This window comes from Pseudomonas sp. HT11 (assembly GCF_044875395.1).
Taxonomy (GTDB): Bacteria; Pseudomonadota; Gammaproteobacteria; order Pseudomonadales; family Pseudomonadaceae; genus Aquipseudomonas.
In genome coordinates this window covers 417,741-432,248 of record NZ_CP173217.1, presented here as the reverse complement: position 1 = coordinate 432,248, position 14,508 = coordinate 417,741, and the positions used below count along the sequence as shown (strand labels likewise).

Sequence of the window (14,508 nt, the reverse complement as noted above, 5' to 3'; positions counted from 1 at the left end):
CAGCCACTTGTGAATAACCTGATACGCCGCCATCGCGGGCAAGCCCGCTCCCACATTTGCCCTGTGTTGTTTGAGCTACCGTGCGTTGGCTTAGGGTTTGAGGCTGGACTGGACGGCCGCGACGCCATCGCCGCCATCAAACGCTGTCACCCCAGCCAGCCAGCGCTGCAAATCCTCGGGGTGCTCGCGCAGCCATTGCTTGGCCACGTCCTGCGGCGATTGGCGCTCCATGATCGGCACCATCAACTGGCTTTCCTGCGCGGCGGTGAAGGTCAGGTTTGTCAGCAGCCGGTTGGCGTTGGGGCAACGCTCGGCGAAATCCGGCGCGGTCACGGTGGACACCGTGGCCCGGCCTTCGTCAGCGCCAAACACATCTTCGCTGCCGGTGAGGTAAGCCATTTTCATGTTGATGTTCATCGGGTGCGGGGTCCAACCGACAAACACGACAAACTCCTTGCGGTTCACCGCACGCTGCACGGCCGCGAGCATGCCCGCTTCACCGGAGGCAACCAGCTTGAAGCCGCCCAGGCCAAAGTGGTTGGTGTCGATCATTTTCTGGATATCGGTATTCGCGCCACTGCCAGGCTCGATGCCGTAGATCTTGGCGCCCAGCTTGTCCTTGAAACGCGCAATGTCGGCAAAGGTTTTCAGCCCGGCGTCGGCCACGTATTGCGGCACCGCCAGAGTGGCCTGGGCGTCAGACAGGCTGGGCGTGTCGAAGACCTTGACCTGCTTGGCGGCCAGGAATGGCGCGATGTTGTTGTCCATCGCCGGTTTCCAGTAGCCGAGGAAGATATCCAGGCGCTTGTCGCGGATGCCGGCAAAGATGATCTGTTGCACGGCGCTGGTCTGTTTGCTGTCGTAGCCCAAGCCATTGAGCAGCACGTCGGCCATGCCGGAGGTGGCGACCACGTCGGTCCAACTGACCACGCCCATGCGTATGGCTTTGCAGGATGCAGGTTCTGCGGCCATGGCGTTGGCGCTGATCAAAGCCGCGCCGGTGAGGATCAACAACAGTCTTTTCATGCATGAGGTCTCACTCGGCAGCTTTATTGTGGGGAGTGGCGTCTGGCGCGCCCTACCCACAACCTTACCCAGCGGGACCTCTGTTAACACGACCTGTGGCGACCGGCAGTTGCACTGGAGCGACTGTGAGGCCTCATCGCAGGCAAGCCATGTCAGCCGTAACGCTTCTGCCCCCAGGCCAACAACCCTTCCAGCAACTGCTTCAACACCACCCGTGTCGGCTCGGCCAAATCCGGCCGATAACGAAACGGCTCAAACTCCTCCATATAAGCGCTCTGGCACAACTCCAACTGCACCGCGTGAATATCCTGCGCCGGGTCGCCGTAATGGCGAGTGATATGCCCGCCCTTGAAGCGCCCGTTAAGCACATGGGTGTACTGCGAATGCTGAGCGCAGATGCCTTCCAACTGGCTGGCCAGTTCCGGGTCACACGCCGCGCCGTTGAAAGTGCCGAGGTTGAAGTCCGGCAGCTTGCCTTCAAACAGGTGCGGGATCACCGAGCGGATCGAGTGCGCATCAAACAGCAGCGCGTAGCCGAACTCGGCCTTGAGCCGCACCAGTTCCTCTTGCAGGGCGCGGTGGTACGGCCCCCAAATCTTCTGCAGATAGGTGGCGCGCTCCTCGGCGGAAGGCTCCAGGCCTTCGCGAAATAACGGCACGCCGTCGAACAATGTCGCCGGGTACAGCCCCGTAGTGGCGCCGACATACAGCGGCTTGTCGTCCGATGGCCGGTTCAGGTCGATCACAAACCGCGAGTACTCTGCCGACAAGGTGCTGGCGCCCAGATCTTCGGCAAAGTCATACAGCGTGGGAATATGCCAGTCGGTGTCCGGCAGGCTGTGTGCCTCGGGGATCAGCCCGGCTTGCACCGCAGGCGTCAGGCGCAGGCCCGCGTGGGGCATGCTGATCAGCAGCGGCACTCGGCCTTGTTTGAAGTTCAGAACCTTATCCACAGCAGTGCTCCTTAAACAGTGACATCGACGCCGTGGCGCACCACGCGTTTATCCAGTTCGCCGCCCAGCCAGTAGGCCAGGTCGGCGGGGCGATCAATCTGCCAGGCGACAAAGTCGGCGACCTTGCCCACTTCCAGCGAGCCGTGGGTGTCGCCCATGCCCAGCGCGGTAGCCGCGTGTTGCGTGGCGCCGGCCAGGGCTTCTTCCGGGGTCATGCGGAACAGCGTGCAGGCCATGTTCAGCATCAGGCGCACCGACAGCGCCGGCGAGGTGCCGGGGTTGAGGTCGCTGGCGATGGCAATCTTCACGCCGTGCTTGCGCAGCGCATCCATCGGCGGCAGCTGGGTTTCACGCAGAAAGTAGAACGCGCCCGGCAGCAACACGGCGACAGTGCCCGACGCGGCCATGGCGATGGCGTCCTCTTCGGTCATGAATTCCAGATGGTCCGCCGACAGCGCGTGGTAACGCGCGGCCAGGCTTGAGCCATGCAACGAAGAGAGTTGCTCGGCGTGCAGCTTCACTGGCAGGCCAAATTGCTGGGCGACCTTGAACACGCGCTCGACCTGTTCCGGGGAAAACGCCAGGTATTCGCAGAAGGCGTCCACCGCGTCCACCAGCCCTTCGGCCGCCAGGGCCGGCAGCATCTCGTGGCAGATGTGGTCGATGTAATCGTCGGCGCGGTCCTTGTACTCCGGCGGCAATGCGTGCGCTGCCAGGCACGTCGCGCGCACGCTGACCGGCAGCGCTTCGCCGAGGCGACGGATGACCCGCAGCAGTTTGCGCTCGCTGGCCAGGTCCAGGCCGTAGCCGGACTTGATCTCCACCGTGGTCACGCCGTCACGCAGCAAACTGCGCAGGCGCTTGTGCGCGCTGGCAAACAGCTCATCTTCAGTGGCCGCGCGGGTGGCGCGCACGGTGCTGGCAATACCGCCACCCTTGGCCGCGATGTCGGCGTAGCTCACGCCTTCAAGGCGCTGCTCGAATTCGCCGCTGCGATTGCCGCCGAACACCGTGTGGGTGTGGCAGTCGATCAGCCCGGGGGTGACCCACGCGCCTTGCAGGTCGTGCACCTGGGCGTAATCCGCCGTCGGCGCCTGGCTGCGGGGGCCAATCCACTCGATGAGCGAATTGGCAGTGACCATGGCGGCATCCTCGATGATCGAGTATTTGCCGTCTGCCATGGTTGCGACGTGGCAGTGTTGCCAAAGCGTTTTCATCAACGCCTCCCTAAGTTAACGATGAGACAAAGCCGGGTCGTAATGAACCTTGGCCGCTTGCCCGGCAGCGGGTTTGACCCACAGCAGGTAAGCGACGACGAGCAGCACAATCCACACGGCGCCGACCAGCAAAGCGGCTTGGGTGTCCGGGAAGTAACCCAGCACGCCAAACACGAACAGCATGAACACGATGGCCGCTGCGGGCGCATAGGGCCAGAACGGCACCGGGAATTTCAGCGCGGCGGCCTGCTCCCTGGTCATCGAGCGGCGCATCGCGACCTGAGTGAACAGAATCATCAGCCACACCCACACAGTGGCGAAGGTGGCAATCGAGGCGATCACCAGGAACACGTTCTCCGGGATCAGGTAATTGAGCACCACGCCGCCGAGCAACGCCGCGCCCATCACCACCACGGTCATCCATGGCACGCCCTGTTTGGACAGCTGCGCAAAGCCCTTGGGCGCCTGCCCTTGCTGGGCCAGGCCGTACATCATGCGGCCGGCGCCAAAGATGTCGCTGTTGATGGCCGAGACGGCCGCCGAGATCACCACGATGTTAAGGATGGTCGCCGCCGAGCCGATGCCGAGGTTGCTGAAGATCTGCACGAACGGGCTGCCCTGGCTGCCGATCTGCGGCCACGGGTAGATCGCCATCAACACGAACAGCGTCAGCACGTAGAACAGCAGGATGCGCAACGGCACTGCGTTGATCGCCTTGGGGATCACGCGTTGCGGGTCCTTGGCTTCACCGGCGGTGATGCCGATGATTTCGATGCCGCCGAACGCAAACATCACCACCGCGAACGAGGCGATCAGGCCGCCAACGCCGTTGGGCATGAAGCCGCCATGGGCCCACAGGTTGCTGATGCCGCTGGCCTGGGTGTCGCCGGCCGAATGAATGCCGAACAGCATGATGCCGAAACCGCCGAGGATCATCGCCACAATGGCGCCGACCTTGAGCAGCGACAGCCAGAACTCCATCTCGCCAAACACTTTGACGTTGCACAGGTTCAGGCCGCCGATCAAAAACACAATGCCGAGCACCCACACCCAGCGCGCGACCTCGGGAAACCAGAAGCCCATGTAGATGCCGAACGCGGTGACGTCGGCGAGGCAGACGATGATCATTTCAAACGCATAGGTCCAGCCGAGGATAAACCCGGCCATCGGGCCCAGGTAGGTGCTGGCGTACTGGCCGAAGGAGCCTGCAACCGGATTGTGCACAGCCATCTCGCCGAGGGCGCGCATCACCATGAATACGGCGGCGCCGCCGATCAGGTAGGCAAGCAGAACGGCGGGGCCGGCCATCTGAATGGCGGAGGCAGAGCCATAGAACAGCCCGGTGCCGATCGCGGAACCGAGTGCCATGAAGCGAATATGTCGGGCGTTCAGCCCGCGTTTCAAACCCTTTTCTTGCTGGTGCATTTCTCTTCCCTAGTTATTGTTATCCCGAGAAAATTCAAATCGGCGAATGCTCAACCTGTGGGAGCTGGCTTGCCTGCGATGGCGGTATGTCAGTCACACATGTGTCAACTGACAGATAGCTATCGCAGGCAAGCCAGCGCCCACAGTTGGACAGCGGCGAGCTTAGAGGCTCGGCAGCAACTTGGCCGGCACCAGCTCGTTCAGGCAGCGGCTGGCGAGCAGTTCGCTGGCGGCATTGATGTCCGGGGCGAAGAAGCGGTCCTTGTCGTAGAAGCCGACCTTGGCGCGCAGGATGCCACGGGCTTTTTCCAGCTTCGGCGAGGTTTTCAAACCGTCGCGCAGGTCCAGGCCCTGGCACGCGGCCAGCCATTCCACCGCCAGGATGCCACGGGTGTTCTCAGCCATTTCCCACAGGCGTTTGCCCGCAGCCGGGGCCATAGACACGTGGTCTTCCTGGTTCGCCGAAGTCGGCAGGCTATCCACGCTGTGCGGATGGGACAGCGCCTTGTTCTCGCTGGCGAGTGCAGCAGCAGTCACCTGGGCGATCATGAAGCCGGAGTTGACCCCGCCATTGCCCACCAGGAACGGCGGCAATTGCGACATGTGTTTGTCCATCATCAACGAGATACGGCGCTCGCTCAGAGAGCCGATTTCGGCGATCGCCAACGCCATGTTGTCAGCCGCCATGGCCACCGGTTCGGCGTGGAAGTTGCCACCGGAAATCACGTCACCTTCGGCAGCAAACACCAGCGGGTTATCCGACACGGCGTTGGCCTCTACCACCAGCACGTCGGCGGCCTGGCGGAACTGGGTCAGGCAGGCGCCCATGACTTGTGGCTGGCAGCGCAGGGAGTACGGGTCTTGCACCTTGTCGCAGTTCTGGTGCGACTGGGAGACCTGGCTGCTTTCGCCGAGCAGGTCGCGATAGGCCGCAGCCGAATCGATCTGCCCACGTTGGCCACGTGCGGCGTGAATACGCGCGTCGAACGGCGAGCGCGAGCCGAGCACGGCTTCCACGGTCAGCCCGCCGCACGCCAGTGCAGCGGCGAACAAGTCCTCGCCCTCGAACAGGCCGCGCAGCGCATAGGCGGTGGACACCTGGGTGCCGTTGAGCAGGGCCAGGCCTTCTTTCGCGGCAAGGGTCAGCGGCGTCAGGCCTGCGACTTTCAGTGCCTCGGTGGCTTCCAGCCATTCGCCTTTGTAGCGCGCCTTGCCTTCGCCCAGCAGCACCAGGGACATGTGCGCCAACGGCGCCAGGTCGCCCGAAGCGCCGACCGAACCTTTGAGTGGGATGTGCGGGTACACCTCGGCGTTGATCAGTGCGATCAGCGCGTCGATCACCTGGCGGCGAATCCCGGAGAAACCACGGCTCAGGCTGTTGACCTTGAGCACCATGACCAACCGCACCAGCGCGTCGCTGATCGGCTCACCAACGCCGGCGGCGTGGGACAGCACCAGCGAACGCTGGAGGTTTTCCAGGTCTTCGCTGGCGATGCGGGTCGAGGCCAGCAGGCCGAAACCGGTGTTGATGCCATAGGCGGTGCGATTCTCGGCGAGAATCTGCTCCACGCAAGCAACACTGGCTTCGATCTGCGCCGTGGCGCTGTCATCCAGACTGAGGGTTACCGGCTGCTGGTAGATGGCCCGCAGTTGGGCAAGACTCAGTTGGCCTGGAATCAGATTTAGCGCAGTCACATTCATGCTCCTTTGAATTGTTCTTCTGAAATTTTTGAATAAGTAATCAGTGCAAATGGGGTAATACGTGGTGCAGCAAAGCGGTGTCCTTGAGCAACGCGGCGGCGCTGGCGATGTCCGGCGCCAGCCAGCGGTCTTGCTCGTAAGGTGGGACTTTTTCACGTAGCAGACGCCAGGCGCTGTCGGTGCCCGCGCCGAAACGCTGGTCCTTGAGAAACTCGAAGGCCTGGGCCGCCAGCAGGTACTCGATGGCGAGAATCTGGGTGACGTTGGCCAGCAGCTGGTGCAGCTTGAGCGCGGCGTTGGTGCCCATGCTCAGGTGGTCTTCCTGCAGGCCGGAGGTGACGAAGTTGTCGAGCACCGCCGGTTGCGCCAGCTGGCGGTTTTGCCCGCACAGCGAGGCGGCGACGTATTGCACGATCATCATCCCGGAGTTGACGCCTGGGTTGCTGACCAGGAACGCCGGCAAGCCGCTGACGTGCGGGTTGATCAGGCGGTCCAGGCGGCGCTCGGCCACCGAGCCGATTTCGGCCATGGCGATGGCGAGCATGTCGGCCGCCAAGGCCACGGACTGCCCGTGCGGGTTGGCCTGGGACACCACGCGGTAGGTGTCTGGCGTGCCGAGCACCAGCGGGTTGTCGGTGGCGCTGTTGAGTTCGGTCTCGATCTGGCGCGTGGCGTGTTCAACCTGGTCGCGCGCGGCGCCGTGGATTTGCGGGATCGAGCGGATGCTCAAGGCGTCCTGGGTACGAATGCCTTGGCTGCTGGCGATCACTTCACTGCCGTCGAGCAGCGCGCGCAGGTTGATGCCGACTTGCTGCATGCCCGGGTGCGGCTTGAGGGCGATGATGGCTTCGTCAAAGGCGTCGATCTGGCCGCGCTGGGCCTCGAAACTCATGGCGCCGATCACGTCGGCCCATTGCAGCAAATGATGTGCGTCGGCCAGGGCCAGGCAGCTAAGGCCGGTCATGCACGGCGTGCCGTTGACCAGGCACAGGCCGTCTTTGGCGCCGAGTATCACCGGCTGCAAACCTTCTGCCTGTAATGCTTCTTGCGCTGTCACGATCTGACCGCGATAGCTCACCGTGCCGACACCGAGCAACGCCACGCCGACGTGGGCCATGTGAGTCAAGTAACCCACCGAACCCTGGGACGGCACTTGCGGCGTGATGCCGTGGTTGAGCAGCGCCAGCAGCGAATGCACCACCTGTGGGTGCAGGCCGGATTTGCCGTGGCTGTAGTTGATAATTGCCGCGCAAATAATCGCGCGGGTTTGCTCGTCACTCAGCACCGGGCCGACGCCGCAGGCGTGGCTCAGCAAGGTATTGCGCGACAACTGGCTGAGTTGCTCGCCCTTGAGCGACACATTGCACAGCGCGCCCAGGCCGGTGTTCACGCCGTAGGCGCGCTCGCCGCTGGTGACGATGCGCTGCACGATGGCCTGGGCGTTGTCGATGCGCGCCCAGGCGTGGCCCGAGAGTTCGAGCTGCGCACCAAAGCGGGCGACGGCGACCACGTCCTGCCAACGCAGGGGGGCGTCGGCGATGATGATTTTTGCTGCCTGGGACATCTTCATACCTTCTTCAATTCTTGTGCAGCCTTACCGGCCTCTTCGGGGGCAAGCCCCCTTCCACCTTTGAAGGTGTTCACAGTTCAACCTGTGGGAGGGGGCTTGCCCCCGATAGGGCCCGCAGCCTCACCACACAATCGGGCTCAGACCACCGCCGCCCGCCGCTGAACAAACCGGTCCACATACTCATCCGCCGGCGAATGCAGAATCTCGCGCGGCGTGCCGACCTGGATCAGCTTGCCGTCCTTGAGAATCGCAATGCGGTTGCCGATGCGCACGGCTTCGTCGAGGTCGTGGGTGATGAACACGATGGTTTTGTGCAGGGTCTTTTGCAGCTCGAGCAACTGGTCCTGCATCTCGGCGCGGATCAGCGGGTCGAGGGCACTGAAGGCTTCGTCCATCAGGATGATGTCGGTGTCGGCTGCCAAGGCGCGGGCCAGGCCCACACGCTGGCGCATGCCGCCGGACAGCTGGTGCGGGTATTTGTTTTCGTAGCCTTTGAGGCCCACGGTTTCGATCCAGTGCAGCGCGCGTTCGGCGCACACCTGCTTGGTTTCGCCACGCACTTTCAGGCCGTAGGCGACGTTGTCGAGCACGCTCTTGTGGGGCAGCAGGCCGAAGCTCTGGAACACCATGCTGATCTTGTGCCGACGGAATTGGCGCAGGGCTTCCATGTCCAGTTGCAGGATGTCTTCGCCGTCCACCAGGATCGCGCCGCTGGTAGGGTCGATCAGGCGGTTGAAGTGACGCACCAGCGTGGATTTGCCGGAGCCCGACAGGCCCATGATCACGAAGATCTCGCCGGTGCCGATGCTCAGGGACAAGTCGTTGACGCCGACCACGCAACCGGTCTCGGCCAGTACCTGATCCTTGGTCTTGCCTTGGCCCACCATGGCCAGGGCGTCCTTGGAACGGTTGCCGAAAATCTTGAAGACGTTTTTAACTTCAATTTTGCTGACAGTAGTCATTTGCTCGCCTCATGCCGTGGACGACCATAGGCCTGGGTAATGCGGTCGATGACCACTGCGAGAATCACAATCGCCAGCCCGGCTTCGAGGCCACGACCAACGTTGAGGGTCTGGATGCCGACGAGCACGTCTTCACCCAAGCCACGCGCGCCGATCATCGAGGCGATAACCACCATCGATAACGCCATCATGGTGGTCTGGTTGATACCGGCCATGATGCTTGGCAGCGCCAGCGGCAGTTGCACGCCGAACAGTTGCTGCCAGCGGTTGGCACCGAAGGCGTTGATGGCTTCCATGACTTCGCCGTCGACTTGGCGAATGCCCAGGTCGGTCAGGCGAATCAGCGGTGGCGCGGCGTAGATCACCGTGGCGAAAATCGCCGGCACCTTGCCCAGGCCGAACAGCATCAGCACCGGGATCAGGTACACGAAGCTCGGCATGGTTTGCATGATGTCCAGCAACGGCATCAGCACCGAGCGCAGGCGATTGCTGCGCGCCGACAAGATGCCCAGCGGAATGCCGATCAGCACCGAGATCACCGTGGCGACCATCATCAGCGCCAGCGTCTGCATCAGCTTGTCCCACAGGCCAACCGCGCCCACCAGGAACAACAGGCCGACGATCACCGCCGTGGTCACCACCTTGCGGGTGGCATGCCAGGCGATGCCGCCGACGATGACCAGCATCAACCACCAGGGCGCCGCGCGCAGCAACCCTTCCAGGTTGACGATGGCCCACAGCAGGGTGTCGGAGATGTGCCGGAACACATCGCCGTAGTTGGTGACCAGTGAGTCCACCCAACCGTTGACCCAGTCGGCGATGGAAAACGTAAAACTCTCAGGAAACATAGCGTGCTCTCGATCCAGTGGGTTGTGGCCGGGTGTCCGACGAGCCCCTCAGGGTAGTCGGACACGCTTGACCTACAAGGCCGCGTCGATTTTCTTGGCTGCGTCGTCGCTCACCCATGCGTGCCAGACTTCAGGATGTTCCTTGAGGAAAATTTTCGCCAGTTTTGGCGACTCAATTCGCTCTTTGGCCATGCGGCCCAGGTTCTGGTTGAGCAAATCGATAGGCAGGTTGACCTTCTCCAGCACAGCCACCAGCTCTGGCGCTTGCTCGTGGAAGGTATTGGACAAGCCGACCTTGATGCTCACGCTTTTATCCACACCAGGCTTTTCTTGCAGCTTGACCAGGTCGACCTGGCCCATCAGCGGCGTCGGCGACCAGTAGTAGAACAGGATCGGCTCGCCACGCTTGTAGCTCGACAGCACCGCCGCATCCAGCGCCGGGCCGGTGCCTGGGCGGAAGTTGGTGTAGGTGCTTTCCAGGCCGTAGCTTTTGAGCATTTCGCTGTTGTCCAGCTCACAGGTCCAGCCGGCCGGGCAGTTGTAGAAACGGCCTTTGGAAGGCTCTTCCTGGTCCTTGAACACCGAGGCGTATTTGGCCAGGTCAGCGATGTTTTTCAGGTCTGGCGCCTTGGGTTCCAACTTGCGCTTGGCGTCGCCTTCAATCACGTAACGTGGCACGTACCAACCTTCGACGGCACCGACAACGGGCGCGCCAACGCCGACGACTTTGCCGGCCTTCTCGGCCTTGTTCCAGACTTCGCTGCGGCCGACCCACTCTTCGGCAAACACTTGGATGTCGTTGCTGCTCAGGGCGTTTTCCATGGTGATGGAGTTGCCCGGCAAGCTGTCGGTTTTGCAGTCGTAGCCTTTTTCCAGCACGGTTTGCAGGATGTCGGTGAGCAACATGCCGCTTTCCCAGTTCAGGCCTGCGAACTTCACCGGCTTACCGGATTCGCACCAACCGGCCGCCTGTGCGCCAGCGGAGGCGAGCAAGCCTGCAGAGAGCAGCGTAGCCAGCAGGGTCTTATTCATTTTCATTGTTGTGACGCTCCCAATCTTGAAATGGATTACGGCAGTCAGTAGGCATCCTGCCCTGTCCACGTCCCATCAGGCTTGTGCGGCCAGCCCGTTTGTCGTTGGTATAGCGCCCTGCTCTACCGGCAGGATCAGGTGTTCAGGAATTGCGCTGTGCCACTTTTTCGCGGCCCAGTAATACAGCGCGGCGGGCACCACCAGGCCGATGATCCAGGAGATATCGGTGTCGCCAAGGCTGGCGACCAGTGGGCCGGTGTAGAAATGCGTGGAGATGAACGGCATCTGGATCAGCACGCCCAGCACGTAGATGCTGATGCCCATCCAGTTCCAGCGGCCGTAGCGACCATTGGGGTTGGACAGCGCCGGAATGTCGTAGCGCTCTTTGGTGATGCAGTAGAAGTCCACCAGGTTGATCGCGCTCCACGGCGTGAAAAACGCCAGCAGAAACAGGATGAACGCGGAGAAATCCTTGAGAAACGAGTCCTTGCCCAGCAACGCCAGTGCGGCGGCAATCGACACCATCAGGAAGATGTACAGCAGGCGTACCGCACTTGAAATGTGCCGGCTGCCACGAAAGCCGCTGATGATCGTCGCAATCGACATGAAGCTGCCGTAGGCATTGAGCGTGGTCACCGTGACCTTGCCGAAGGCGATGCTGAAATACAGCAGCGCCGCGACAATGCCGGTGCCGCCCAGGCCGACGATAAACGACACTTCGTGGTGGGCGAATTGCGCACCGGCCAGGGCCGCCGCGAACACACCGAACACCATCGACGCCTGCGCCCCGATCACCGAACCCAGGCCAACCGCCCAGAAGGTTTTCGACGCCTGCGTACTGCGCGGCAAGTAGCGGGAGTAGTCCGCCACATACGGGCCGAACGCGATCTGCCAGGACGCCGACAACGAAATCGCCAACAGAAAACTGCTCAGCGAAAAATGCTTGTTGCCCAGCAGCGCACCGACATCGTTTCCGGCGAGCAATTTGTAGAACAGGTAGATGAAGGCAACCACGCCGAGCACGCTGGCGACGCGACCAATACCGTGGATCACGCGGTACCCGAAGACGGTGAACACCATGATCAGCCCGGCGAACAACACGATGCCGACCCAGTCTTCGACGTGCAGCAACTGCGCCACCGCCTGCCCCGCCAGCAGCGAGCCGCTGGCCGAAAAACCGATGTACATCAGGCACACCAGCACCAGCGGGATCACCGCGCCATACACGCCAAACTGCACGCGGCTGGAAATCATCTGCGGCAAGCCCAGTTGCGGGCCTTGCGCCGCATGCAGCGCCATCACGCCGCCGCCCAGCAGTTGGCCGATCAACAGACCGATCAACGACCAGAACACATCACCGCCCAACACCACGGCCAAGGCCCCGGTAACAATCGCAGTGATTTGCAGGTTGGCACCCAGCCACAGGGTGAACTGACTCAATAGACGACCGTGTCTTTCCGCTTCCGGGATGTAGTCGATCGAACGCCTTTCGATCAACGGGGTGGTGCTTGCACGTGCGTCATTTGCAGCCATGTGTGTTCAACCTCTGATGGATTGTTTTTCGGTGGTGCGGGTGAAACAGGTTTTGTGTAAACAGCAGGGCAAATGTGGGAGCTGGCTTGCCTGCGATGGCATCCCCTCGGTTCTGCCGAGAGACCGAGTCGCCCGCATCGCAGGCAAGCCAGCTCCCACACAAACCCACTCCCACCGGAACCTGGCCGTTCGTTACTTGATCATCGGCAGATTGAGGCCCTGTTCCTTGGCGCAGTCGATGGCGATCTGGTAACCGGCATCGGCGTGACGCATCACCCCGGTGGCCGGGTCGTTGTGCAGCACGCGGGCAATGCGCTCCGCCGCTTCGTCGGTGCCGTCGCAGACGATCACCATGCCCGAATGCTGCGAGAAGCCCATGCCTACGCCGCCGCCGTGGTGCAGCGACACCCAGGTTGCGCCGCTGGCGGTGTTGAGCAAGGCATTGAGCAGTGGCCAGTCGGACACGGCGTCGGAACCGTCCTGCATGGCTTCGGTTTCGCGGTTCGGGCTGGCAACCGAGCCAGAGTCGAGGTGGTCACGGCCGATCACCACCGGCGCGGACAGCTCGCCGCTGCGCACCATTTCGTTGAACGCCAGGCCCAGCTTGGCGCGCTGGCCCAGGCCAACCCAGCAGATCCGTGCTGGCAGGCCCTGGAAGCTGATGCGCTCGCGGGCCATGTCCAGCCAGTTGTGCAGGTGGGCGTCGTCGGGGATCAGCTCTTTGACTTTGGCGTCGGTCTTGTAGATGTCTTGCGGGTCGCCGGACAGTGCAGCCCAACGGAACGGGCCGATGCCACGGCAGAACAGTGGGCGGATGTAGGCCGGTACGAAGCCTGGGAAAGCGAAGGCATCTTCCACGCCTTCTTCCTGGGCCATCTGGCGGATGTTGTTGCCGTAGTCGAAGGTCGGGATGCCTTGCTTCTGGAATTCCAGCATGGCTTTGACGTGCACGGCCATCGACTGCTTGGCGGCCTTGATTACAGCAGCCGGTTCGGTCTTGGCGCGAGCGCGGTATTCGTCCCAGGTCCAGCCGGCCGGCAGGTAGCCGTTGAGCGGGTCGTGGGCGCTGGTCTGGTCGGTGACCATGTCCGGGCGCACGCCGCGCTTGACCAGTTCCGGCAGGATTTCCGCCGCGTTACCCAGCAGGGCGATGGAGATGGCCTTGCCTTCCTTGGTGTATTTGGCGATGCGCGCCAGGGCGTCGTCGAGGTCGGTGGCTTGCTCGTCGACATAGCGGCTGCTCAGGCGGAAGTCGATGCTGACCTGCTGGCACTCGATGTTCAGCGAGCAGGCGCCGGCCAGGGTTGCCGCCAACGGCTGCGCGCCGCCCATGCCGCCGAGGCCGGCGGTGAGGACCCAGCGGCCGGTCAGGTCGCTGTTGTAATGCTGGCGACCGGCTTCGACGAAGGTTTCGTAAGTGCCTTGGACGATGCCCTGGCTGCCGATGTAGATCCAGCTGCCGGCGGTCATCTGGCCGTACATGGCCAGGCCCTTGGCATCCAGCTCGTTAAAGTGTTCCCAACTGGCCCAGTGCGGCACCAGGTTGGAGTTGGCGATCAGCACGCGCGGCGCGTTGCTGTGGGTCTTGAACACGCCGACCGGCTTGCCGGATTGCACCAGCAGGGTCTCGTCGTCATTCAGGTTGGTGAGGCTTTCGACGATCTGGTCGTAGCACTCCCAGTTGCGCGCTGCACGGCCGATACCGCCGTACACCACCAATTCTTTCGGGTTCTCGGCCACTTGTGGGTCGAGGTTGTTCATCAGCATGCGCAGCGGCGCTTCAGTCAGCCAGCTTTTGGCGGTGAGCTTGTTACCGCGAGCGGCACGGATTTCGACGTCACGGTACTTTGTAGGCTTGGTCACAGCAGACTCCTCGGCGATCGATGCGCGAACATTGATGGTGCGAAGGAGAGTCTTACGCACACATCTTTACTTGTACATACAAGCATATGCAATCAAGCGGCCAACTTTGCGGGTGAGTTGTTGGGATTTTTTTGGAAGGCGTGTGTAAGCCTTGAAAATTAAGGCTTGGAGGTTTGGTGAAATTTCTTACAGAGGCGTTTTTTTGCGAGGGAGATTGTTCACAACAACGCGGCATTGCGCCACGTTGGGGCGTTCGGTAACAAATTGGTGCGGGACTGGAAACAGATTCTGTGAGCGCCACAGAAGCAAATGTGGGAGGGGGCTTGCCCCCGATTGCAGTACATCAGCCAGCCCATCGGGTACTGATACACCTTAATC

The 14,508-nt window shown here is 62.2% G+C and carries 11 protein-coding genes; all 11 read right to left on the bottom strand.

All coding sequences use genetic code 11. From position 1 onward, the window contains the following. Positions 1-90: 90 nt before the first annotated feature. The 11 genes from choX to hutU all read right to left on the bottom strand — a co-directional run bounded on the left by choX (position 91) and on the right by hutU (position 14,130). Positions 91-1,026 (bottom strand): choline ABC transporter substrate-binding protein, encoded by a 936-nt coding sequence (gene choX, locus ABWL43_RS01855; protein WP_369301653.1) that lies wholly within the window; start codon positions 1,024-1,026, stop codon positions 91-93. A gap of 152 nt (positions 1,027-1,178) precedes the next feature. Next, the gene (hutG, locus tag ABWL43_RS01850) at positions 1,179-1,979 is read right to left on the bottom strand and encodes an N-formylglutamate deformylase (protein ID WP_404486468.1); all 801 of its coding nucleotides are present in this window, start codon (positions 1,977-1,979) and stop codon (positions 1,179-1,181) included. Between the two features lie 11 nt (positions 1,980-1,990). Beyond that, positions 1,991-3,196, bottom strand: a complete 1,206-nt coding sequence (gene hutI, locus ABWL43_RS01845; protein WP_404486466.1) for an imidazolonepropionase — start codon at positions 3,194-3,196, stop codon at positions 1,991-1,993. Between the two features lie 15 nt (positions 3,197-3,211). Continuing rightward, entirely contained in the window at positions 3,212-4,621 is a 1,410-nt protein-coding gene (locus ABWL43_RS01840; RefSeq protein ID WP_404486464.1) for an amino acid permease, read from the bottom strand. A gap of 162 nt (positions 4,622-4,783) precedes the next feature. Next, entirely contained in the window at positions 4,784-6,322 is a 1,539-nt protein-coding gene (hutH, locus tag ABWL43_RS01835) for a histidine ammonia-lyase (protein WP_369301656.1), read from the bottom strand. 40 nt (positions 6,323-6,362) lie between these two features. After that, entirely contained in the window at positions 6,363-7,886 is a 1,524-nt protein-coding gene (gene hutH / locus ABWL43_RS01830) for a histidine ammonia-lyase (RefSeq protein WP_404486461.1), read from the bottom strand. 143 nt (positions 7,887-8,029) lie between these two features. Next, the gene (locus ABWL43_RS01825) at positions 8,030-8,854 is read right to left on the bottom strand and encodes a glycine betaine/L-proline ABC transporter ATP-binding protein (protein WP_106577492.1); all 825 of its coding nucleotides are present in this window, start codon (positions 8,852-8,854) and stop codon (positions 8,030-8,032) included. Next, the gene (locus ABWL43_RS01820; RefSeq protein WP_145159921.1) at positions 8,851-9,702 is read right to left on the bottom strand and encodes a proline/glycine betaine ABC transporter permease; all 852 of its coding nucleotides are present in this window, start codon (positions 9,700-9,702) and stop codon (positions 8,851-8,853) included. Before ABWL43_RS01820 ends, ABWL43_RS01825 begins: the two co-directional genes overlap by 4 nt. A 72-nt stretch (positions 9,703-9,774) precedes the next feature. After that, complete coding sequence (locus ABWL43_RS01815) at positions 9,775-10,740, bottom strand: ABC transporter substrate-binding protein (RefSeq protein ID WP_404486459.1); 966 nt, start codon at positions 10,738-10,740, stop codon at positions 9,775-9,777. A gap of 69 nt (positions 10,741-10,809) precedes the next feature. Continuing rightward, on the bottom strand, positions 10,810-12,267 hold the full coding sequence (locus ABWL43_RS01810; RefSeq protein WP_145159918.1) for a cytosine permease: 1,458 nt from the start codon (positions 12,265-12,267) through the stop codon (positions 10,810-10,812). A gap of 192 nt (positions 12,268-12,459) precedes the next feature. Continuing rightward, positions 12,460-14,130 carry a urocanate hydratase gene (gene hutU / locus ABWL43_RS01805; protein ID WP_094949334.1) on the bottom strand — a complete coding sequence of 557 codons (1,671 nt, stop codon included), beginning with the start codon at positions 14,128-14,130 and terminating at the stop codon, positions 12,460-12,462. Between the last annotated feature and the right edge of the window lie 378 nt (positions 14,131-14,508).